Raw genomic sequence first — 25,211 nt, 5'->3', positions numbered from 1 at the left:
TTATAACGCTAAGATGCGTCTCATTTCACAGCGCCACCGGTGGATAAATATAGCGTAAAAATCATTGTGCACCACCATCTCTACACTTATGAAAGAGCAAGCCGATACTATCATACTCTTTACCGCTCCCCAATGTTGCGGCAGTTCTTGCTATTTAGACGATTCATAACAAGCACTTTTACCTCTTTCTAAAGGCTTTTTGCTCACAGATCAGCCTCGCTTATAACATGGAGGAACATCATTTTACTTGATTCAAAATAAAAGGATTTAAAATGAGGAAATCCTACAATATTCGGGGGGCTAAATTAATATCCAAAATGATAAATTATTATTATAAATCAATGATCTGTTTCGTTTATTCAATAAAGTAAGGACTGTTAAAAGCTAGAATCTGATTCAAAAAAATATGATCCCAAATAAGCAATCACCTTACAACCCTTGATTTAAACCAATTCCACATCAACAATACCCTGAATTGCTTTCATAACATTTGCCACCCGTGAATTAACCTTATATCGCTTTGGAAGTGCAATTTCGACCTCCCTCACTCCATCCTCTTGAATAAGGATAAGGCCTACTTCTCCATTTCCACCAGGATGCAAATTTTGCTCAATTTGCGCAAGCATATCGACTTTTTTTATAAAGAGACGCATCATTTTATGATGCTGTGAGACCTCTTGTTCCAAAGATTGAACTGTCTCAAGTCGCAAACTCACACCTTCAGAGCGATTTTCAGCACTCACTGTAATGATAAAAGACTTGCCAAGCTCTAACATCTCTTCATAATCCGAAAGCGTCTCAGAAAAGAGAACTGTCTCATATTGTCCACTCGTATCAGAAAAATGGATAACCCCCATTTTCTTACCGGATTTTGTTTTTCGCACTTGTTTTGCCACAACAGTTCCAGCAAGCCTAGCAGCAACAGCTCCTCCTCTAACGGCATTGGCAAAATGAGCCCACGTCTGTACACGTTTTTTAGCAAGAATCGCTTGATATTCATCCAAAGGATGCGCAGAAAAATAAAAACCTATTGCCTGAAACTCTCGATGAAGTTTTTCATCCAGTAACCAAGGAGATGTCTGCGATAAAACCAAAGGCTCTTTTAATCCACCTGTCATCCCAAATATATCAATCTGTCCACTAGCATTGTCTTCGAGAATACGAAGTGCACGTGCGTGGAGCGTTTCAAGACTTGCCAATAAAACCTCACGCGCAATATGAAAGCAATCAAAGGCGCCAGCACAAACCAAACTTTCCATCGCACGCTTATTAACAATACGCGGATCAATACGCTCACAAAAATCTTCTAAATCTCTAAAAGGTTTATTTCCACGGCAAGCGACAAGATGATCAACAACGGCTTCTCCTACCCCTTTAATAGCAGCAAGAGAATAATAAATACAGTTATCACCAACTTCAAACACACGATGTGATGTTTGCACACAAGGTGCAATCACCTTAATACCTAGCCTTAATGCTTCACGTCGAAAATCATTTAACTTATCTGTATTTGTCATATCATATGTCATTGAAGCGGCTAAAAATTCAACGGGATGATGTGCTTTCATATAAGCTGTTTGGTAGGAAACAATCGCATAAGCAGCGGCATGTGACTTATTAAAACCATAATCTGCAAATTTTGCTAAAAGATCAAAAATAATATCTGCCTGCTCTTTATCAACACCGCCATCAACAGCACCCTTTACAAAGCGCGTACGCTGTTTTTGCATCTCCTCGTGAATCTTTTTCCCCATAGCACGACGCAACAAATCCGCTTCTCCAAGCGAATAACCAGCAAGCACCTGCGCAATCTGCATCACTTGTTCCTGATAGACAATAACACCTTGTGTTTCTTGAATCAGATGATCTATTTTAGGATGAATAGAAGCAATTTCCTCTTCCCCGTGTTTGCGTGCGTTATAGGTCGGAATATTCTCCATTGGACCAGGACGATAAAGTGCAACAAGAGCAATAATATCTTCAATACGATCTGGTTTCATCCCAATCAGCGCCTTGCGCATACCAGAGCTTTCAACCTGAAACACACCAACTGTTTCACCACGTGCCATCATAGCATAGGTCGCTTCATCATTGAGAGGGATATTCGACAAATTTATTTTAATCCCCTTTCTTGCGACAAAATCTACCGCCATTTTCAAAATAGTAAGTGTTTTTAATCCCAGAAAATCAAATTTTACGAGCCCTGCTTGTTCAACATATTTCATATTGAATTGTGTCACAGGCATATCAGAACGAGGATCACGATACATAGGAACAAGCTCTGCAAGCGGACGATCACCGATAACAATTCCTGCCGCATGAGTCGATGCATGGCGATAAAGCCCCTCGAGCTGAAGCGCTATATCCAATGTTCGCCCGATAACAGGATCTTTTTTCTTTTCCTCCGCAAATTTAGGTTCATCCTTGATAGCATCAGCCAATTCAACTTGGCTTCCAGGTGTAGCAGGAACTAATTTTGTAAGATAATCCACCTGTCGATAAGGTACTTCTAAGACACGCCCAACATCACGCAACACCGCACGCGCTTGTAATTTACCAAAAGTAATAATTTGGGCAACTTGATCACGCCCATATTTTTTTTGAACATAATGAATAACTTCTTCGCGTCGTTCTTGACAAAAGTCAATATCAAAATCCGGCATAGAAACACGATCTGGATTAAGAAAGCGTTCAAAAAGAAGAGAAAAACGTAATGGATCAACATCGGTAATAGTCAACGCATAAGCAACAAGTGACCCCGCACCAGAACCACGCCCTGGACCAACAGGAATATCATGAGACTTCGCCCATTTTATGAAATCTGAAACGATAAGGAAATAGCCAGAAAACTGCATACGTGTAATAATGGAAACTTCATAATCAAGCCGCTGCTCGTAATCTGCAATTGTATATCCTTCGGCCAATCCAACAGTCTCAAGTCGCATTTTTAAACCAGCCTTAGCCTGATCTAATAATTCCCTATCTTCCAGTTCTAAAGCACGGTTCGAATCAATAGACTGTTCTACAAAACGTGGCAAAATTGGTTTTCTAATAGGCGTAGCAGTATGACAACGCAAGGCAATTTCAACGCTGTTCTCCAAAGCTTCTGGAAGATCAGAAAACAATGCAACCATTTCATCTTGTGACTTCAAATAATGATCTGGTGTGACACGTTTACGCTCTGGATTCGAAACAATTTGCCCCTCTGCAACTGCCATCAGTGCATCATGTGCTTCAAACCCTTCTCTATTTAGAAAAAAAGCTTCATTGGTTGCAACAAGAGGAATTTCATATTTATACGCCAATTCAATAAGCGCAGCCTCTATTTGTTTATCAAAAGAGCTATGCCGCTGTAATTCCACATAAAGACGATCAGCAAAAATTTTCTTCAAAGAAATTAAACGTTCAACAGCGCATTCTTTTCTACCTTCCGCCAAAGAAAAATTAAGTGGACCTCCCCTACCACCTGTTAAAGCGATTATTCCTTCACTGTGTAACGACAACCAATTTACTTTAATATGAGGGGGATCAATATCACACTTATCAAGATAGGCACGACTAACAAGACGAACCAAATGCGCATAACCAATCTCGCTAGAAGCTAACAAAACAAGAGAGCAGAGATCAGAAGAATGGCGCCCTTTAGCAAAATGTGGATTATTATTTTCATCACCAAAATCAACTGCGAGCTGACAGCCAATAATAGGCTGAATTCCATGAGAAAAACAATATTGCGAAAACTCTAAAGCACCAAATAAATTATTCGTATCGGTAATAGCAACCGCTGGAGTATGATCTGAAATTGCATGTTGAATGATTTGTGGTATTTTTAAAGCCCCTTCGAGCAATGAGTAGGCAGAATGCACTCTCAAATGAATAAAGCGAGGAAGAGATTTTTTTTTATCTCGCATTTTACTTTTATCTTCTACCACTCTCAAATTTCCCACAATAAAATAAATACCAAATCGCAACCTTTATTTGTATAATAGGATACACTCTAACTTAATTATTATAAACACATCACCATATAGGACCCTAACACCTTAATAAGACATTCTAATTTTATTGCGATTTAGAGAAGACTTCCATTAAGAAAATACCTCTATACACAGCAAATAAATAGATAAAAAGAAAAAGGGAAGTATTGTAGAGAATATTACGAATATTGATATTTTTTCCTACTTCTTTTTATTTTACACATTTTAAAATTTTCATTTTTCTGCTTAAAACTTGAAATATAAATAAAAAAGTTCCCTTATAGAAATTATCCCCAAAAAGCGCTTTTAAAGGACTAGAAAAAAGAATAAGAGCAAGCTAAATTTCCTTATGCTTCCAAGTCTTATTACCCCTCTTTTCAATTCTATCCGCACCCTCTCTGGGGTTACGCCTAAAGTATATATTTTACTGGCTAAAGTCTTAAATATTAATCCTATACAACGTGAACCTACCCTTATTGATCTTCTGCAATTAATGCCCCATTCTGTTATAGACCGTAGAATGCGTCCCAGTATTGCCTGTGCACAAGAGGGCTCCACCATCACTCTCGAAATTGTTATTGACCAGCATCAACCACCACCCATTGGTCGTAATCGTTTACCCTATCGTGTCATTGCCCATGATCCAACAGGAAAAATAAATTTAGTTTTTTTTCATGCGCAACATTCTTGGTTAAAAAAGCAACTACCGGAAGGAAAAAAGGTTATTGTATCAGGTAAAGTTGAACAGTTTAATGGACAACTTTCAATGGTACATCCCGATCACATCGTATCAAGCGAGCAATCAAATCAAATTCCCTTCATTGAACCTATTTACCCCTCTACTGCTGGATTATCAGTAAAAACACTAAGACGTGCAATACAAAATGCTTTAGATTATATTCCTCTCTTACCAGAATGGATAGAAGAAAGTGTCAAAAAGCAGCACAATTTTTCCTCTTTTCCGGTTGCTTTACGCCGCATCCATACCCCCATCAATCCTGATGATTTAAGCTTAGAAAGCACAGCACGCAAACGACTTGCCTATGATGAATTACTCGCTTGTCAACTGGCTCTCGGATTGATGCGCTTAAAAACAAAATCTCTTGCCGGCGTATCTCGGCCGCCAACAGGAATTTACACGCAAAAATTGTTAAAATCCCTTCCCTTCCAACTAACAAATGGACAAACAAAAGCAATACAAGATATTACAAACGATCTTGCTTCACCAGAACCGATGTTAAGGCTGCTCCAAGGTGATGTAGGAGCAGGAAAAACCGTTGTTGCACTCATGGCAATGACGCAAATTGCTGAAAATTCAGGACAATCAGCCTTAATGGCTCCTACAGAAGTTCTTGCTAGACAACATTTTGCAACAATTGCGCCTCTTGCTGAAAAGATTGGGCTACAAACAGTTCTTCTAACGGGACGAGAAAAAGGAAAATTGCGCACAAATATTTTAAACGATATTTTATCAGGTCAAGCTTCTATTATCATCGGAACCCATGCCCTCATACAAAACAGTGTTTCTTACAACAACCTTGCCTTAGCCATTATCGATGAACAACACCGTTTTGGTGTACATCAACGTCTTGCCCTTACAGCAAAAGGTCATCAACCTGATATGCTGGTCATGACAGCCACCCCTATTCCACGCACACTCGTCTTAACAGCTTTTGGTGATATGGATGTCTCCCAAATTACTGAAAAACCAATTGGACGACAACCAATTACGACGGCGACACTTCCTTTAAAACGCATTCATGAACTCATAGAACGAATTACCATTGCATTAAAAACAGGTGAAAAACTTTACTGGATTTGTCCTTTAGTAGAAGAATCTACCACTCTTGATCTCACCTCAATTGAAAGTCGTTTTGCTCTTCTCCAAGAACGATTTGGCACCCTTGTTGGTATGATACATGGAAAAATGTCTACAGATGAAAAAGAAGCAGCTATGGCATCTTTTAAATGTGGAGATATTCGTATTTTAGTTGCCACCACGGTTATTGAGGTAGGCGTAGATATTCCTGATGCTTCAATCATTATTATAGAACACGCAGAACATTTTGGCCTTTCACAATTGCACCAATTGCGTGGACGTGTTGGACGGGGAGAAAAAAAGTCCTCCTGTATTTTACTCTATAAAGATCCTCTAACAAAAATGGCCGCAGAGCGCCTTAATATTATACGCAATACAGAAGACGGTTTTAAAATTGCTGAAGAAGACTGGCGCCTGCGAGGAGAAGGAGAGCTTTTAGGGATAAAACAGTCCGGTATGCCTGAGTTTCACATGGCAAACCTTGCAGTCCATAGTGATCTTTTATCAATAGCAAGAAGAGATGCACGTTTATTTTTACAACATGACCCTCATCTTTCTTCCGAACGAGGACAAACTTTACGTTTGCTCCTTTACCTTTTCGGACGAGACGACGCCACACGTCTCTTACGAGCAGGATAACAATAAAACAGGTGAAGTTTTACCATCTGTTTAAGGCTCCCTTACATTTTCTCCACCCCCCGTAAATAATATAATGCAAGATCCCTAGTCCATAATCGCCTTATAACTTATAGGGTAATATAAGCCACCAGCACCATTCTCTATCCCCTTATCCCCTTGGAATAGTATTTTTGCATATAAAGACAAGTACAAAAGACAATATTGAGCCGTTCTAACACTGTTTTTTCTCTACGCTCCCGCTCTCTTTTATGAGATATAAGCAAATAACTTTTGCTTCTGAAATGGAAAAGATATCCCTCTCTTCAGTACCCTCATTCAATAGAGAAAATGACAAATTATTATTATAAATTAATTTTTGTTCTCTTCATTATTCTTCAAAAAATTTCAAAGATATCAAATCTATTTTTACTCAACAGTGACTGATTTTGCCAAATTACGAGGTTGATCAACATCTGTTCCCAATAAAACAGCGGTATGGTATGCAATTAGCTGAATGGGTAACGCATAAACAATAGGTGCAACAAATTCTGGAATATTTGGCAAAATAATAGTCGATAACATATCCAGATGCACAGCTTCTGCCCCTCTTTCATCTGTTATCAAAATAATACGACCATTGCGCGCAGCGACTTCTTGCATATTAGAAAAAGTCTTTTCGAACCACCGATCATAAGGTGCAACAACAATCACTGGAATCGTCTCATCCACCAGTGCAATAGGTCCATGTTTTAACTCACCTGCTGCATAACCTTCGGCATGGATATAAGAAAGTTCCTTCAGCTTAAGGGCTCCCTCCAAAGCAATTGGGTAAGAAGTACCACGGCCAAGATAAAGAACACTTTTTACATTTACTAAATGACGACAAATCCGTTCAATCTTATCATCTAACTTTAAAACCTCATTTAAAATTCGCGGCACCTCTGCTAATTGTTGAACAAACTGATGTTCTTCTTCCTCTGAAAGAGATCCGCGTTGTTTAGCAGCACTAAGCGCCATAGCAGAAAGGGTTGCTAACTGACAAGTAAAGGCTTTTGTTGAGGCAACACCAATTTCTGGTCCTGCTAATGTTGGTAGAATAAAATCAGCTTCTCTCGCCATGGTCGATTGCTCAACATTTACAATTGTTGCTGTTTTCACACCACGTTCGCGACAATAACGCAAAGAAGCCAATGTATCTGCTGTTTCACCAGATTGGGAAACAAATACCGGTAATATATCAGGTGTCATGGGCGGTTCACGATAACGAAACTCCGAAGCAACATCATTATCAACACTTAAACCAGCAAACTTTTCAAACCAATAGCGTGCAACTAAAGTCGAATAATAAGCTGTTCCACAGCTTGCAAATAATAAACGGTTAATCTTTTTCCAATCCATCAAATTATCAAACAAACGAACTGTATAATTTCCAAGATTAAGATAACGCGCCAAATTATGAGAAATCACTTCAGGTTGTTCAAACATTTCCTTGTGCATAAAATGACGATGATTACCCTTAGAAACAAATAAGGATTCTTCCAATAATGCACTAATAGGACGTTCTACCTGTTGATTTTCTACATTATAAATTGTTACTCCCTCACGCGTGAAAACAGCTAAATCACCATCTTCCATATAACTAATATGATTTACGAATGGTGCCAAAGCAATTGCATCAGACCCGATAAAAAATTCATCTTCTCCATAGCCAATCGCTAGCGGTGGACCAGAGCGAGCAGCAATCATAAGATTATTTTCACCCGCAAAAATAACAGCAATAGCAAAAGCACCCTGCAACCTTTTCCAACTTGTGCGCATCGCCTCTTGTGGTGAAAGACCACTTTCTAAAGCACGTGTAATTAAATGCGCAATAACTTCGGTATCGGTTTCTGTTGCAAAGAGATAACCATCCTCAATGAGCTCTTTTTGCAATTCTACAAAATTTTCAATAATACCATTATGAACAATGGCAAGACGTTCAGTGATATGAGGATGAGCATTTCGTTCTACAGCAACGCCGTGCGTGGCCCAACGTGTATGACCAATTCCTAAATTTCCTTCCAAAGGGTTCTTTTTTAATTTTTCTTCTAAATGAATAAGCTTCCCTTCAGCACGCATACGATAAAGGCGTCCATTATGGACTGTTGCTATACCAGAGGAATCATAGCCTCTATACTCAAGACGTTTCAAACCTTCAATCAAAGAGGATGTAACACTCTTATTTCCAAGAATTCCAATAATTCCGCACATTAAAAAACTCCAACACACATCCCAGATTTATGTTCAACATCCTTTATTCAAAACCTTAAGATATCAATAAATAAAATATAGTATACAGCAATGTTTAAGAATAAGCCCCTCCCCAATTATGAAATCATCATAAAGTAAAGAAATACACTAAAAATGATTACTTTTTCTGTTTTTTGGCAGACAAACGTGCGCGTAATCTTGCTGCATAATCTTCTTTTATCACCTGTCGGGCACGCCCAAAAGCTATACTGTTTACCGGCACATTTCCGGTAATAACACTTCCTGAAGCGATATAAGAACTTTCTCCAATAATGAGTGGAGCAATAAGGGCTGAATTGGAACCAATAAAAGCATTATCACCAATTTCAGTTTTATATTTGTGAAATCCATCATAATTACAAGTAATGGTACCAGCTCCAATATTGCTATATGCCCCAATTTCTGCATCGCCAATATAACTTAAATGATTAATCTTAGTCGCCTCCCCCACTTTTGCTTGTTTAATTTCACAAAAATTGCCAATCTTCACAGAGCGGGCTAATTCCGTTCCAGGACGCAAACGTGCATAAGGACCAATTCGTGCATCCCCACCAACCACACTACCTTCTAGATAACTAAATGCATGGATAACGGCACCAGAATGTACTTTTACCCCCAACCCAAAATAAACATTTGGTTCAATGATCACATCTGGTTCAATTTCTGTATCATGAGAAAAATAAACCGTTTCTGGTTTAAGAATCGTAACACCAGAGAGCATTAAATCACGTGCTTTACGCTTTTGCCACAAAGCATCGGCTTCAGAAAGCTCTACACAATTATTAATCCCTATCACATTATCAAAAGGCACTTCAACAACGCGGATATCCAATCCTTCACGCGATGCAATGGAGACAATATCTGTTAGGTAATATTCTTTTTTCAAATTATTATTATTAACCTTTTCTAAAAGAGAAAGGGCATATTTTCCGTTAATGGCTATTACTCCACCATTACAAAAAGAAATTCCTTTTTCTTCATCACTTGCATCTTTTTCTTCTATAATCGCAATAAGTTTGCCATTTCTCTCTAACAGACGCCCATAACCTGTTGGATCTAAAGCATAAAAACCAGCAACAACAATATCTGCTCCCTCAGCAAGTTGCATACGGACTTTAAGCAATGAATCTTGTTCAATCAAAGGGGTATCACCAAAAACAATAAGAACATCGTCCACCCCTTTTTGCAAAGCTGATCGAGCACAAAGAGCAGCATGAGCAGTTCCTAAACGCTCTTTTTGTTCAAAAATCATCGCATTTTTTACAAATGATTGAACAACTTGAGTGACATCTTCTGCTCCTCTTCCCACAACAACAGCTAATTGTGCAACACCTGCCAATTCTATTTGTTTTATGACATGGCATATAAGGGGTAATCCAGCAATTTTATGAAGCACTTTGGGAAGAGACGATTTCATCCGCGTCCCCTCACCTGCTGCAAGGACAATAGAAAGGCAATTTCTAACCATAAAAACACACAATGCTAACGAGAAAATTCAAAAAAACTTTTAATATCATGCCAACGAATAGCTTCAACATTGCTTAACAAAGGAAACTTTTCCAGAAGCCAAAAGGAAAGATCCTGCATAGAACCTGTTAAAAACAAAATACCTGTTACAACTAAAAAAAACCAATAATTTTTTCAATTTTTCCTAAATGAACACGAAAAACTCCTAGAAATCTCATAAAACTACTAGAAAATAAAGCCGCTAAGAAAAAAGGCACGCCAAGACCTAACGCATAAACAGCTAGCAGGAGAGCTCCTTCACCTACAGTGTCTTTTGTTCCAGCAAGGGTTATAACAGGTCCCAAAATTGGACCAATACAGGGTGTCCAGCCAAATGCAAAAGCTAAACCAATAACATAAGCTCCTAAAGGCCCAGCTGACATTTTGTGTGTTTGAAAACGTAACTCACGAAATAAAAAAGCAATCTTGAAAAGTCCTAAAAAATTTAAACCAAAAATGATAATGATCACTCCAGCAACAAGCGCAAACCAGTCACGATAATACCCTAAAAACTTGCCAATTGTGCTTGCACTAGCACCCAAAGCAACAAAAACCGTTGTAAAACCAAGAACAAAAGTAAAAACAGAAGAGAACAGCCCCCACCGTATAAACGATTTTCCCTCACGCTTTTCTGAACGAAAGTCATCAATACCAATCCCTGCCATATAGCACAAATAAGGAGGAACGAGTGGCAAAACACACGGTGATAAAAAAGATAATGCCCCAGCAAAAAACACACCAACTGTTGAAATTTCTATAGCCAAAACCTTCTACCTGTCTCTCATCACAATCTATGTCATAAATTACGCTTAATCTATTTCTTCGTCGATTTGTTGCATATTTTGTGTATTTGCTATCACACTTATATCTTCATCATGCCCAGAAACAACAGAAAAAACTTTTTGATAAATTTTATCTTGATTTTTAGCAATCGCAATATATTCACCCTCAGCTAACACGAGCGAAACATAAGCACCAACGGTTTCATAAATAATATCACCAGAATCATTGGTAATAGACCAACTTGTATCTGCAAGCGCTTCGCCTCCTTCTTGCCGTACCAACTTTAAAACGATTTGAGCAGCCTGATGTTCAAGAGTGACTTCTGTAATTTTTCCTGCATCGACTTGGATATCAGAACGAACAACAGCATTAATGGTGCCATAATGAGAAGCAACATGATAGTGACCAGCTTTCAAACGTACAATTGACTGGGCTTTAATATTTGACAAAATCACACCAGTATCATCATTTTCTTTTTCATCTTCATAAAGAATAAAACGCAATTCTTTTTCATTGATTGCACCATTGAGCAGTGTAGCATTTAGAATAACACCACCAGCATCAAGATTAAAATTCTTAACAAGATTTTGTCCACTGTCTAAACTTACACGAGACATGCCACTCGCATGACCAAAGGAGACATGAACAAGATAACGCCCTGGCTCTAAGTTAAAATGTGCACTGCCACCTTCATAAGTCGCAACAAGTGGTAATTTATCATCAATGCCTAAAACGGGAGCATAAACTCGCCAAACGAGCCCTTCTGCAATATTTTCACTGCTGTTTTTCAAACGGGCATGTAAGATAAGTTGGGACTGAGGAACAGAATTTTCTTTTTCATGATCTTGAGATTGCAAAGAAAAGTTTGTTGATTGTTTTTGTTGATCATCCTGCTCTTTTCCTTCTTCAGAAAAGACACAATGACTCCACATCACAAAGCTAAGCGCTACACACAAACACAACCATCGGCGCAATATTTTTGTAAGAATGCTCATTCTTGCATTGTTGACCAAAGTGATCCTTTTTTCAAGAAACAATATTACAAAGTTACCTGCGTTATATTGAAAAACTCACCCCACACCCACATGATGAAACGGCATTGGGGTTACGAATTTGAAAAGACTGTCCCATAAGATCATCAACAAAATCAATTTCAGCTCCTTCCATAAAGGAAAGCGATAAGGAATCAATAAAGACAACCGCCCCATCTTTTTTAAGGATAAAATCATCTTCATGTGTTTCCGAAACCAAATTATATTTATAAGAAAAACCCGAACATCCACCACCTTCAACAGAAATACGTAATCCTATTTTATCGGGTTCATTCAAAAGGATTTGTGCAACCCTCTGAGCAGCAACATCTGAAATATTCACACACATTCTACATATCCTTGTATTAAACTATCAAGAAAGGGTATCCCCAACAAAAGAAGAAGTTTATAAAGAGAGACAAACCTTAATTTTAAGATGAGAATAGACAGTTTACAATGGATATAAGCAATATTAATATCAATTACCAATCTCGAGCGGTGTATAGCGCCAACCCGCAAACAAGTCGTGGGAGATTATTCAATGAAACGACCAGTGCTCTCCGATCACCTTTTCAACGCGATAGAGATCGTATTATCCATTCTAACGCATTTCGACGGCTTAAACATAAAACACAAGTCTTTATTGCCGATGAAAGCGACCATTACCGTACCCGACTAACACATTCAATAGAAGTTTCTCAAATTGCACGAACATTAGCCCGTGCGCTCTGTCTTGATGAAGACCTTGCCGAAGCTATTGCCCTTGTTCATGACTTTGGCCATCCCCCTTTCGGCCATGCGGGCGAAGATGCCCTTAATGAAGCAATGATCCCGTATGGAGGGTTTGACCATAATGCACAAGCCTTACGCATTGTCACAAAATTAGAACAGCGCTATGCAAATTTTGATGGGCTTAACCTTACTTGGGAAACCTTAGAAGGCCTTGTCAAACACAACGGTCCCCTTTTAGGTCCTTATGCGAACAAAAAAGAGGTTCCTCTCGATATTCTACAGTACAACGCGAAGCAAGACCTTGAGCTCGATTGCTTTGCTGGTCTAGAAGCACAATGCGCTGCTATTGCTGATGATATTGCATACAATGCCCATGATATTGATGACGGTTTACGTTCACAATTTTTAACACTCGATCAATTCGAGCAAATTTCGTTAACCGCAGCATTATTAGAAGCTATACAAGCAGAATATCCACAGCTTGATCAAACTCGGCGCGGTTACGAACTGGTGCGCAAACAGATAACAACTATGGTTGAGGATGTTATTAAACAATCACAAAAGAATTTAGCCAATATCAAACCCAAAAGCATAAACGACATTCACCAAGCAAAACAAACCATTGTTACTTTTTCCCCTAAAATGGCAGTATATGAAAAAGAACTAAAGGACTTTCTCTTTAAAAATCTCTATTACCATGAACAAGTTCTCAACCGTCGCAATACAGCAAAATGCATTGTACAAAAATTATTCGACTGTTATTATCACAATCCAAATGTAATGCCTGAAAGTTGGCACAGCAAAACAGCTCACCTAACAAATCAAGAGTTAGCACGTCTCATTGCTGATTTTCTGTCAGGTATGACCGATCATTATGCTCTACGCGAATATCACCGTTTATTTGACCGTACAGATGATTTTGTTTAATTGCTTTTGAATATATGATGGAAGCGCGATATGAATGTTTTTAAAAACTTCGAGAATAAAATTAAAAAATCACTCGAATTATCTGCTATAAAAGGAAAAAATGGAGAAGTCTTAGATTTATCAAAAATCACTGTTGACCCTCCACGTGATTCCTCTCATGGTCATTTATCAACCAATGCTGCGATGGTGCTTGCAAAACCTATCGGGCTTAATCCACGTGTGCTTGCAGAAAAAATCATAGAACTTCTGCAAAATGATCCCTCTATCGACTCTATTGATGTTGCCGGTCCTGGATTTATCAATATCACGCTTACAAAACCATTTTGGCAAGATGCAATAAAATCCATGCTTGAATTAGGCACTTCTTATGGTCGTGTTCCAATCGGACAAGGAAAGCGCATCAATGTTGAGTATGTATCAGCAAATCCAACAGGGCCAATGCATGTCGGACATTGCCGTGGAGCGGTCGTTGGAGACGTTCTCTCTAATTTGTTGCAATTTGTTGGCTACGACATTACAAAAGAATATTATATCAATGATGCTGGTCAACAAATTGAAGTACTGGCTCACTCTGTATTATTACGCTATCGCGAAGCTCTTGGACAAAAAATCAATGCAATTCCAGAAGGGCTCTATCCTGGTGAATATTTAATACCGTTGGGGCGAGCTCTTGCCCAAGAATTTGATGATCAATTACTCACTATGGATAAAAATGAAGCGCTCTCTATCGTAAAAGAACGTGCAGTTTATGCCATGATGTCAATGATTCGCGAAGATTTAGCTGCCCTTAATATTTATCATGATATCTTTTTCTCTGAGCGAATGCTTTATGCAGATAATGCGCGTGCTATTCGTAACACGATTAATGCACTCACCTTGAATGGTTATATTTACAAAGGCCAGCTTCCTCCACCAAAAGGACAAAATAGAGAAGACTGGGAACCAAGTGAACAAACTTTATTCCGTTCAACGGATGTAGGAGACGACCAAGACCGTGTTTTAGTAAAGTCTGACGGTTCTTATACTTATTTTGCTGCAGATGTTGCTTATTTTCATGATAAATTCAATCGTCATTTTGATGAAATGATTTATATTCTCGGTGCGGACCATGCTGGTTATGTAAAGCGACTAGAAGCAATGGCAAAAGCAATTTCTGGTGATAAAGCCAAATTAAGCGTCTTTTTATGTCAACTGGTAAAGCTTTTTCGCAATGGTCAACCTGTACGTATGTCGAAAAGAGCAGGATCATTTGTTACACTGCGTGATGTTGTAGAAGAAGTTGGCCGTGATCCAGTGCGTTTTATGATGCTCTACCGTAAATGTGAAGCACCTCTTGATTTTGACTTTGCCAAAGTAACAGAACAATCAAAAGATAACCCCATTTTTTACGTACAATATGCACATGCGCGTTGCCACTCTGTCATTCGTCAAGCACAAGAGATTCTTCATATTGAGAATCTCTCACATGATACCATGATTGCGCATCTTAACCGATTAACCGATGATAATGAAATATCCTTAATACGCAAACTTTCTGAATATCCTCGTATCATTACACAAGCTGTAATTCATAAAGAACCCCATCGATTGGCCTTTTATCTCTATGACCTTGCTTCTAGCTTTCATACTCATTGGAATAAAGGAAGCGATAATCTCAATTTACGTTTCATTCAACCTAACGATAAAGAACTATCCCTCGCTAGACTAGGATTGATACAAGCTGTCATAAACATTTTATCATCAGGACTTACAATTGTAGGAGTCGAAGCACCAATAGAAATGCGTTGAAAAAGTTCTATAAATACATAAAATAGATACCTTATTGCTAAACTTTTTCATATATTCTTATTGTAGGAGGGGGAAATTTACAATTTTAAAAGATAATAAATCAAAATTAACCATTTATTGCACGCAAATGCAGATCATTATGTGAGAAAAGCTATGAGCGATAACAATCGCAAAAATCCGCACGAAACAAAACAAGATCATGAACATCATGATCCTTTAGACAGACTTACGCGAATTTTTAATCCGAATAAACAAAACGGAAATCAAAACGATTATTCTTCCTTACAGACTGATCGAGCAGCATCTCATCGCCCTGAACCCGCATCCTCCCCTAAACCGTCATCTGATAATGATTTTGATTTGTCCTTTTTAGAAGCAGAGCTTGAAAACAATCTAACAAATAACTTGCCTCTTGATGATCAAAAGAGGCAATGGGGAAACCGCGAAGCAACCTCTGATACTTTGTCAAAAGCTTCCTTAAATCGCTTAGAACAAAATAAATCTTTGTCTGGAAAGCAATACTCTTCGGCTGTTAATCATGATGAAGAGCAAATTTTAGACGCACTTTCTCCCTTACCCATCCAAAAGAATCAAACACCTCCAAACAGAGCAATACCAACCCGTAGTGATCCTTTTTTTGGGAAAAGTGGTTTTAATGAACGATCAGAAAATTTCTTTTTTAATGAAGCAGGTAAACACGATAATATCAGAGAAGATACCACACAACCAACTGAACAAACGCACCATTTCTCACAAACAATCTCGCAACAAAAAGAGACTTCAAAGGTACAACAAAATCATGAGAGTAATCAAGACTTCTACAGTACTCCTGTGAATCATCCCTATAAAGTTTCCGCTGATCAAGAGATTTTGGCTACAGAATATTACTCTGATCTCTCCCACTCCTCCAAAGAGAGCAATACATTTTCTTCATCTTCTGACCTTGTTTCAGAAAGACAAGATACCGCAAGAAATGAAAGAGCAACTGATTTTCTATCACCTTTGGATTCAACACGAATCAACAAACCTTCTCATTTAGAAGGCTTTCCACAAGAGTCCCAAACTACTGATTATCCTCAGTTTTATGAAGAAGAAGCGATAAAGCAAGGATCTTATGCTGAAACAGCTCAAGAATACCATAATACTCAAGTACCATACACCACCAGCGCTGAAAATATTTTTGAGAAAAGCAATGAAAAAGGAAGATATCATCAAAATAATTTAAATCATATAGACCCCCCATCAGAGTGCCCTAATACAGAACAAAAAGGGCGTTTTTTTGCTCATAACTATACAGACAGAGGCTCTCCCCCTCCCAATGTCGATACTTATAAATTTGCAGAGGAAATTGTAGAAAAAACGGGACCCATTATGGTTCCTGAAGTTCCATATGAAGCTCCAGAATATGATGTGCCAACGGATGATTTGAAAGAAGAATTTGCTGATGTCCTCAATGTAGGAAATGTTTCAGCAGACGATTTTTCACGCCATCAACAACAAAATGATGTTTTCAATGAAATTTTTCATCAAACTATGGAAAATTCAAAAGAAAATATACACATAAATTCCCAGAATCAGAATATCAACTATTCCTCTACAGACAATGTAGAATATCATTCTTCCTCTTTTACAGAAAATCCGTTATACAGAGGAACAGATGAAATCACCACGCATGCATCAAACACTTCTCCCTTAAAAAATTTTATTGTTGGTAAGACTCTTACCAAAAGTGTTGTTCTTCTTACTTTAATAGCCGTTGGTTTTTTTAGTTACTTTCATTTTTTTATGCCATCACAAAAAAATGAAACGACCCCCATCATCCGTGCTGATGATACGCCCTTTAAATTCAAGCAAGAAACAACGGAAACAAAGAATGATGTTGCACATAATTTAGATATTTATAAACAAACAACTGGACAAAGTGAAAAACAAGAAAATACACAACAATCCCTTATTGATAGTTCTGAACAGCCTGAAGATTTAACGGAATTAGACCAACAAGAATCGACAAATCTTTCCTCCTCTTCTCCTAATCAATCTGATGTTGAAGATGCAGTGACTGAAGCGATGAATCACACCATTCCAACGCGAGAAGTACAAACTGTTATTGTAAATCAAGATGGTACAGTTGTATTAGCGCCGAAGCATTACACAGAAGAAAAACCGACAGATGAACCAGAAGAAACGATTGATCAAACCGCTGATGGTCAACCTCAAGATTCTTCTGCTATTATCTCTGCGGACGAATCCAATACAAACAACGAAGAAACGGAACACACTTTTACAAATGATATTGATAAAATAATAGCTGAAAACACTTCTGTTTCTCATCTTGAAGGAAAAGTTATACCACTTCCTTCACGTCCAGAAAGAAATGCAGAACAACAAAAATATGTTGATTCTCGTCCATTATCATCGAGCCACGTAACCACACAAAATTCAGAAAGTTATTACGTACAACTTGCATCCCAACCGACCCATGCATTGGCAACTGTTTCTTTGAAAAACATAAAATCCAAATTTGGCTTCCTCATTGGTGATCGGCCTTTAAATATTCAATCTGCTCTCATACCAGAAAAAGGAACCTACTATCGTGTTCGCATACAAACCTACAATCGGAATGATGCTATAAATCTTTGTGAAGAAATAAAAAATTCTGGAGGAAATTGCTTCATCACACGCTAACAAATCATGCAGCAGCTTTTCAAAACCACTGCATGATTTGTTTTAATGTCAATTTACTGATTTATTTCAGTTGCTTAAATCATCTCAATTATTTAGCTTATATATTTATGTTTAAGCTTATATATTGAAAAAATTTTATACTTTAATCTCTGCCTCATCCGATTTTTCATCTGAAGGATTATTCATGAGACAAAGATGGTGTCGTTTCTTTATAAGTATCAGGTATTTGTGATGTCGAATTTAAATCTTTTTTCGGACCTGTTATCGTTTGATCTGATTGTATAGCATTATGATGAGAGATATGTTCAGGAGACTTTTCAAAAAAAGATCCTAAAAAGCCAAACACAAACCAAATAATAAAAACTCCAAGAAGAATAGCAAGGATGCCTCTACCAATTGAATTAAGCTGTTCACGCTCTTGTTTTTCATCAGCGATACGTTTCTCATATGTGTGGTAATTTCTATCAATCATAGTGAATTCCTTTTTTTAATTCCCCTATCTAAGTTACAAAATATACATGGGCATAGATGAAATTATTCAGATATTTGTTTTGAAAAACGCTCAATATCACTAAAAGTTCCAGATTACTTAATCAAAAAGAAGGAATATGAAAACAAAAAGGATTTCTCAAGAGTCTCTAGGCTTTAAAATTAATTCTATAATAAAGCATTGACACAAATGTTTTGCTAAGAATAAAGTTATAATGAAAGTATCTTATTATTTTTTATAATAAAAAACACGTCGCAACAAAGCATATCCTAAAAGGTTTTAATTATGAAAACTTCCACATCACTGCTTCCGTTTAAAATAGAAAAACATCCCTCTCCTTTATCAGACGAGAATCGTGAAGAAATTCTAAAAAATCCTGGTTTTGGTCGATTTTTTACAGATCATATGTGTACCATCCAATGGACTAAAGACAAAGGTTGGCATAACGCTGTTATTTCTCAATACAAAGCTTTAGAGATTAATCCAGCAAGCACCGTCTTGCATTATGGGCAAGAAATTTTTGAAGGTTTAAAAGCCTATCGTGCAAAAGATGGACGCATCTTGTTATTCCGCCCTAAAGCCAATGCACAACGTTTAATAGAATCAGCAAAGCGTTTGGCTATGCCAGAATTGCCAAAAGATATTTTCTTAGATGCCGTTAATCAATTGGTAAAAATTGATCAAAAATGGGTTCCAGATCTTCCAAATTCAAGCCTCTACATACGTCCATTCATGTTTGGCAATGAAGCCTTTTTAGGCGTTCGCCCTTCTCAAGAATATCTTTTTTGTATCATAGCATCTCCCGTTGCATCCTATTTTAAAGGAGAAGAAAAGCCCATTAGCGTATGGATCGAAACAGATTATAGCCGTGCTGGTCCAGGAGGCACAGGCGCTGCAAAATGTGGTGGCAACTACGCAGCAAGCTTACTAGCACAAAGCAACGCAGAACAAAATAATTGTAACCAAGTGCTTTTTCTTGATATGGTTGAACATAAATGGATTGAAGAACTTGGTGGCATGAACGTTTACTTTATTATGGCAAATAATACACTTGTAACACCTGCACTCAATGGCACTATCCTTCCAGGGATAACGCGTCACTCAATTTTACAATTGGCACAACAAATGGGACTAACAATAGAAGAACGCCCTTATTCTTTTGCAGCACTCAAAGAAGATGCACGAAATGGTCACCTTAAAGAGGTCTTTGCTTGTGGTACAGCAGCTGTTATTACATCAATTGGACGTTTTAAATACAAAGATGGCGAGTTTGTTATCGGAAATGAAACGATTGGTGATATGACAAAGCAATTTCTAACACAGCTCGTTGACCTTCAAAAAGGCAACATAGAAGATAAAAATGGCTGGGTACATTCTGTTCCGCTCTCATAAAGATTAAATAATTTTTCAACGCTTCCATAAAGACATATCTTAGAGTTTTTATGGAAGCGCACTTTTTAAAAAAACAATCTGCTTTCATTTGTTGACAGGTTACGCAAAAAAACATTAATCAAATTTTGTATAATCCCTATGCTGTGCTTTAATATGACGAATTGTGCCGGTATGTGAACGCATGACAAGCGTTTCCGTTTGAATATAATGAGGGGTAAATTTAACACCAGAAAGCATATTGCCATCTGTCACACCTGTTGCAGAAAACAACACATCCCCCTTTGCCATCTCTTCCATTGTATAAACTTTATGAGGGTTCTCAATCCCCATTTTGGCTGCACGTGCGATTTTTTCTTCTGTATCAAGCTGCAAACGTCCTTGCATCTGCCCACCAATACAACGCAAGGCTGCTGCCGCTAATACCCCCTCTGGTGCTCCACCAATCCCCATATAGATATCAACACCCGTTTCATCTGGGTCAGTTGTATCGATAACAGCCGCAACATCCCCATCACCAATTAAACGAATTGATGCCCCTGTTGCTCGCACCTCCTCAATTAATTTCTTATGGCGTGGTCGATCCATAATACAAACAGTCACCTGATTAACAGCCACACCCTTAGCTTTTGCTAGGGCGTGAATATTATCAGCAGGCAAAGCATCTATATCGACAACCCCTTTAGGATAACCGGGACCAACAGCAATTTTTTGCATATAAACATCAGGAGCATAAAGCAAATTACCCCTTTCAGCAATTGCAATTACAGCGAGGGAATTAGCAAGATTTTTGGCACAAATTGTTGTTCCTTCAAGTGGATCAAGTGCAATATCAATCGCTATCCCATTTTTTTGAAGTCCTACTTTCTCTCCAATATAAAGCATTGGAGCTTCATCACGTTCACCTTCACCAATCACGACTGTACCATCAATGGGCAACCGATTCAGTTCTTGGCGCATTGCATCTACCGCAGCTTGATCAGCGGCTTTTTCATCACCACGACCGCGCCACCGTGCAGCTGCAACAGCCGCACGTTCAGTGACACGGGCCAATTCAAGTGTTAGAATACGATCAAGTCCATTTAAATTCTTCTGAATTGTGGGCATATAAAAATCCTACTAAATGAGTACTAACAAAAGCATTAGCATTTATTGTGAAGCATTAAGAAGTAAGCTTTTAGCAAAGACAAGAACTTTTCACAAAAGAAAAATATTCAAGCTTCTCGCTTTGTCATTATAAAACAAACTATCAATTCTATGCCATCGGTTCGATACGAATGAATTGAGATTTTGCAACAAGATGACCATCTTTTTCAATTGCTGCAAGTGCTTGCCGTACATTCACTTCTGTTGTTTCATGGGTTATTAAAATAATTGTTTTTACAATCTGGCTGTCTACAAAAGATCTTTGAACAATGGACTCTAATGAAATATGATTGTCTGCCATATGCTGTGCAACTGCGGCAAAAACACCAGCACGATCATGAACATTCAAACGAATAAAATAACCACCAGCATGATGAGAAATACGCGCTCTTTTATGAGGAGAAAGTTCCAATGCTGGACTTCTAAAAACAGGTGCATACTGAAAACCGTGATGCGCTTTTGCTATGTCAACTACATCACCAATAACCGCTGATGCTGTTGCCACCCCTCCAGCTCCAGGACCGGAAAACAGCAACTCCCCCAATAAATCACTTTGAATAGAAAGAGCGTTCGTTACACCATGAATCTGTGCAATCATTGATGACGTCGGTACCATTGTTGGATGAACACGTTGCTCGATTCCAGAATCGGTTTTCAATGCAACCCCTAAAAGTTTAATCCGATACCCCAATTCATCAGCCGCACGGATATCAATCTGCGAGATATTGCTAATTCCTTCAACATAAACATCATCTAACGAAACTGCCGTTCCAAATGCTAAACTCGTCAATAAAGCTAATTTATGAGCGGTATCATTTCCCCCAATATCAAAAGTTGGATCAGCTTCAGCATAACCAAGTCTTTGTGCATCTGCCAAACAATCTTCAAATGAAAGGCCTTCTGTAAACATGCGTGTTAATATATAGTTGCAAGTTCCATTGAGAATACCATAAATCCGCGATATATGGCTTCCAGCGAGTGATTCTCTCATCGCTTTTATAACAGGAATTCCCCCAGCAATAGCCGCTTCAAAATGAAGAAAAACACCTTTTTTTTCTGCAATGGCAGCAAGTGTTACTCCATGTCGAGCGAGAAGCGCTTTATTAGCAGTAACAACATGATGTCCCCTCTCAAGCGCTTTTTTCACAGCTTCATACACAACATCTAATTCACCACCAATTAATTCAACAAAAACATCAATCTCATCGGATAAAGCCATATCTACAGGTGAATCGAACCACCTCACATCACTCAAATCAATTCCACGATTACGGCTCTTATCACGTGCGCTAACCGCAACAATTTTAATTGGTCGTCCACATTGGCAAGCTAAACTACTCGCCTTTTCATGTAGAATTCTCACTACTGAGCTACCAACCGTACCCAGCCCCGCAATACCAACCTTTAAAGCTTCTGCCATTACCTAACTGCTTACCCTATCTTCTTTTGCAAAATATCTAGATGATGCAAAAATCAATCAAAACGATGCTTACAACCAAAAATCATTTAAAGAACTCCCCCATTCTATTCAACTCATTTTCCCTCTAATACAATAACATTACGCGTTTAATCAAATTTATAAAAACAAAATATTTATTTTTAAAGAGTAATAACCTTAATAAAAACAACTGCTTTAGGTACTGGAAATTGAAATATGTTCATTAAAAAATTTCAATCATAAATTCTGTATTGTTTTGTATCCATCTTTTAAACGATAACAACATAAAGGAACATTGTTTTTAAAAGAAGGCATCACAATCCCTTTTATAATCCCTATAACCTCAACAAAATTTTATCTTCATAGACTTATAAGTCTCTTATTTCTCATAAAAAACTTATCTTCTATATTAAAGAACATTTTATACATAAGCAAAAATATTACAGGTATTTTCACTAGAAATCTTTCAAATTTACAGAGGCAAACGATCATTAAAAAAACGATTCAAGACTTAAAATCATATATAAAGCTTCTCTTCCAATCCAACAAATATTGAACAAACAACATTTTTTCAGATCAATTTAAGGAAACGAAAAAAACAAATTCATGAGATAATAGTGATACATCTCTTACTGGTTAAGCTATAATAGAAAGATCTTCTCCTTAAAGAGGACAGCTGTCATACCTTCTAATACCTCACATCAGAAATCATAAGATTTAATTTATAACAACATCATCATGAAATATTGCGCGATACAGTTTCACGATAACCTTTATAAAGCTAAACTATTTTACATCAATGTATCATCAACAGTTCATAAACTTAATACATTACGATTAAACGTACCCAACCGCCTACATGTACAACAGCTTTCAAATAAAAGATTTTTTCAGCGATAGTAAAAAGCAAAGAACAAAATTTCACTTATTGCAAAGTTTTTTATTCAACCACATAAAAATAAAAAGTGGTAATTAACCTCCCTTCTTCTTGAAAGAGGATTCAACACTTTTTACCTATGGTATGCGTATTCTTTTATTTAAGGAAACAAAACGAATCTACAATCCACTGTAAAGATAATTTTTACATGATTCGTATCATTTTTAAGCTTACAATCACTCTTTTCAACAAACAACGCAGTGTATTAAATTTTGCAGTGGTTTGTAATTTTCTCAAAAATCTCAATGACAGCTCTTCTTCATAGAACGTTTTTGAACAAATAAAGCGCTAAAGAGTATACGCTCAAAAACACCAGTATATTCAGAATATTGATTATTATTTTGATTTCTTCCTCAAAATGAATCAGTACAAAGGATATCATTCTATGAATGTAGTGCCAAAAAACTTTCTATCAACCATAACAATTATTTTTCCTATTTTTTTACGAACAGCTCCAGAAAATAAAAAAATCTAACTAAAAGTGAGAGGAACATAGTCAAAATAACTCAATAAAACGTGTTTTTTTCAAAAAAATCACTCAGAGGGCTTGCGAAGTAAAAAGATCCTCTCTATAAGCCTCATCATTGGTCTGCGCCCATCGTCTAGCGGTTAGGACGCCGCCCTTTCACGGCGGAAACAGGGGTTCGATTCCCCTTGGGCGTACCATATTCTTTTTTATTACAGATAATTTATTGATTCTCCATATGTTTTTTTAAGTGAGGGACTTGTAAATAAAGGTTAGGGAATAGGATTTTCGAAATCTTCTCTGTAGGAATTGGTATTGCTGTGTGATTATCTTCCTTCTCCTAAGGCGCTTTAATGTACATATTGGTGATAAAATAAGAAATTTATAAAAAAATCTTTGTTAAAGAGTTTTATTTTTTAATAAATTAGAGTTTATAAGCTGTATTAATGCATATCCTCTTAATTTCTTGTGCAAGCGTGCCTGATACTCTCTTTTCTATCTCTAAAACTTTAAGGATCTCTTAGATATTTTGAAAAACAAATCTAATATGTGTTTTTGCAAACTCTTTTTGATTATAGCGCTCTGCTTCTAACATACTCGACCTTTCTTTAGAAATGTAACTTTTTGGTTTATAATGATAATTTATCATTTTGCATATTGAATTCCCCCTCCCGAGTATTATAGGATTTTCTTATTTCAAACCATTTCATATTGGATTAAGTAAAGTCTCTTGTTTGCACCTCACAAGCGAAGTTGATATATGGAGAAAAGTGTTTAGAAAGGAATAAAAGTCCCTTTAATGAATCATTTAAATGCAAGGGCTGTTGCAACATTGGAGGCTAGCAAAGAGTATGATGAAGCCGACTTGTTCCTTCAGAAACGTACAGATGATGGTAATACTCTATGGCTTTATCGTTATACCATCCACAAACGTCGTCGCGAAATAGGCTTAGTTACCTTAAGAGATCTTTCTCTAAGCAAATAAGGCATGACGATAAATTCTTAGACAAGACAAAGATTTACAGCCTCACTCATCCGCTTATTCATAGAATGTAATATCAATTTATAAAAACAATTAAATGCAATATAATAAAAAAGAAATATTTCCTATACATGCGATAAGTTACACTTCCCATTATTATTCCATAAATTTTTCATTCAACTCTGTAATGATCATATTCGTTTTTTAA

The 25,211-nt window shown here is 37.4% G+C and carries 14 protein-coding genes, 1 tRNA gene and 1 pseudogene; 7 read left to right on the top strand and 9 right to left on the bottom strand.

From position 1 onward, the window contains the following. Positions 1 to 443: 443 nt before the first annotated feature. Positions 444 to 3,932 carry a DNA polymerase III subunit alpha gene (gene dnaE / locus LNM86_RS05130; protein WP_241438701.1) on the bottom strand — a complete coding sequence of 1,163 codons (3,489 nt, stop codon included), beginning with the start codon at positions 3,930 to 3,932 and terminating at the stop codon, positions 444 to 446. 394 nt (positions 3,933 to 4,326) lie between these two features. On the opposite strand from dnaE, the gene recG reads away from it, so the two are divergent. Further along, entirely contained in the window at positions 4,327 to 6,435 is a 2,109-nt protein-coding gene (gene recG / locus LNM86_RS05125) for an ATP-dependent DNA helicase RecG (RefSeq protein WP_241438700.1), read from the top strand. Between the two features lie 405 nt (positions 6,436 to 6,840). Here the strand turns inward: recG and glmS are convergent, their stop codons facing one another. From glmS to erpA, 5 genes and pseudogenes are all read right to left on the bottom strand, one after another. Further along, positions 6,841 to 8,664, bottom strand: a complete 1,824-nt coding sequence (gene glmS, locus LNM86_RS05120) for a glutamine--fructose-6-phosphate transaminase (isomerizing) (protein WP_241438699.1) — start codon at positions 8,662 to 8,664, stop codon at positions 6,841 to 6,843. A gap of 157 nt (positions 8,665 to 8,821) precedes the next feature. Further along, a complete protein-coding gene (gene glmU / locus LNM86_RS05115) occupies positions 8,822 to 10,171 on the bottom strand; it encodes a bifunctional UDP-N-acetylglucosamine diphosphorylase/glucosamine-1-phosphate N-acetyltransferase GlmU (protein WP_241438698.1) in 1,350 nt (449 codons plus the stop codon). Between the two features lie 14 nt (positions 10,172 to 10,185). Next, positions 10,186 to 10,973, bottom strand: a pseudogene (locus LNM86_RS05110) (cytochrome c biogenesis CcdA family protein). Between the two features lie 45 nt (positions 10,974 to 11,018). Further along, positions 11,019 to 11,987, bottom strand: coding sequence for an RgsD C-terminal domain-containing protein (locus LNM86_RS05105; protein ID WP_241438697.1), 969 nt, complete (start codon positions 11,985 to 11,987; stop codon positions 11,019 to 11,021). 61 nt (positions 11,988 to 12,048) lie between these two features. Next, positions 12,049 to 12,372 carry an iron-sulfur cluster insertion protein ErpA gene (gene erpA, locus LNM86_RS05100; protein WP_241438696.1) on the bottom strand — a complete coding sequence of 108 codons (324 nt, stop codon included), beginning with the start codon at positions 12,370 to 12,372 and terminating at the stop codon, positions 12,049 to 12,051. A gap of 107 nt (positions 12,373 to 12,479) precedes the next feature. Here erpA and LNM86_RS05095 point away from each other — a divergent pair, with 107 nt between their 5' ends. The 3 genes from LNM86_RS05095 (at position 12,480) to LNM86_RS05085 (ending at position 18,155) form a co-directional block, all read left to right on the top strand. Continuing rightward, positions 12,480 to 13,682, top strand: coding sequence for a deoxyguanosinetriphosphate triphosphohydrolase (locus LNM86_RS05095; protein WP_241438695.1), 1,203 nt, complete (start codon positions 12,480 to 12,482; stop codon positions 13,680 to 13,682). A gap of 30 nt (positions 13,683 to 13,712) precedes the next feature. After that, positions 13,713 to 15,470, top strand: coding sequence for an arginine--tRNA ligase (argS, locus tag LNM86_RS05090; protein WP_241438694.1), 1,758 nt, complete (start codon positions 13,713 to 13,715; stop codon positions 15,468 to 15,470). Positions 15,471 to 15,623: 153 nt separating this feature from the next. Then, the gene (locus LNM86_RS05085; RefSeq protein WP_241438693.1) at positions 15,624 to 18,155 is read left to right on the top strand and encodes an SPOR domain-containing protein; all 2,532 of its coding nucleotides are present in this window, start codon (positions 15,624 to 15,626) and stop codon (positions 18,153 to 18,155) included. A 178-nt stretch (positions 18,156 to 18,333) separates the two neighbouring features. On the opposite strand, the gene LNM86_RS05080 is transcribed toward LNM86_RS05085, so the two are convergent. Further along, positions 18,334 to 18,627, bottom strand: a complete 294-nt coding sequence (locus tag LNM86_RS05080; protein ID WP_241438692.1) for a hypothetical protein — start codon at positions 18,625 to 18,627, stop codon at positions 18,334 to 18,336. A 303-nt stretch (positions 18,628 to 18,930) separates the two neighbouring features. Here LNM86_RS05080 and LNM86_RS05075 point away from each other — a divergent pair, with 303 nt between their 5' ends. Then, on the top strand, positions 18,931 to 20,037 hold the full coding sequence (locus LNM86_RS05075; protein ID WP_241438691.1) for a branched-chain amino acid aminotransferase: 1,107 nt from the start codon (positions 18,931 to 18,933) through the stop codon (positions 20,035 to 20,037). A 114-nt stretch (positions 20,038 to 20,151) separates the two neighbouring features. On the opposite strand, the gene glpX is transcribed toward LNM86_RS05075, so the two are convergent. Beyond that, positions 20,152 to 21,141: a class II fructose-bisphosphatase gene (gene glpX / locus LNM86_RS05070; protein ID WP_241438690.1), complete on the bottom strand. Its 990-nt coding sequence runs from the start codon at positions 21,139 to 21,141 to the stop codon at positions 20,152 to 20,154. A gap of 148 nt (positions 21,142 to 21,289) precedes the next feature. Beyond that, a complete protein-coding gene (locus LNM86_RS05065) occupies positions 21,290 to 22,600 on the bottom strand; it encodes a homoserine dehydrogenase (protein ID WP_241438689.1) in 1,311 nt (436 codons plus the stop codon). Positions 22,601 to 24,146: 1,546 nt separating this feature from the next. Here LNM86_RS05065 and LNM86_RS05060 point away from each other — a divergent pair. Both LNM86_RS05060 and LNM86_RS05055 read left to right on the top strand, forming a co-directional pair. Then, a tRNA-Glu gene (locus LNM86_RS05060) sits at positions 24,147 to 24,221 on the top strand. A 599-nt stretch (positions 24,222 to 24,820) separates the two neighbouring features. Further along, positions 24,821 to 25,006, top strand: a complete 186-nt coding sequence (locus LNM86_RS05055) for a DUF4102 domain-containing protein (RefSeq protein ID WP_372712450.1) — start codon at positions 24,821 to 24,823, stop codon at positions 25,004 to 25,006. Positions 25,007 to 25,211: the final 205 nt, after the last annotated feature.

Source organism: Bartonella machadoae, assembly GCF_022559585.1.
GTDB classification, from domain to species: domain Bacteria; phylum Pseudomonadota; class Alphaproteobacteria; order Rhizobiales; family Rhizobiaceae; genus Bartonella; species Bartonella machadoae.
This window is presented reverse-complemented; position numbering and strand designations above follow the sequence as displayed.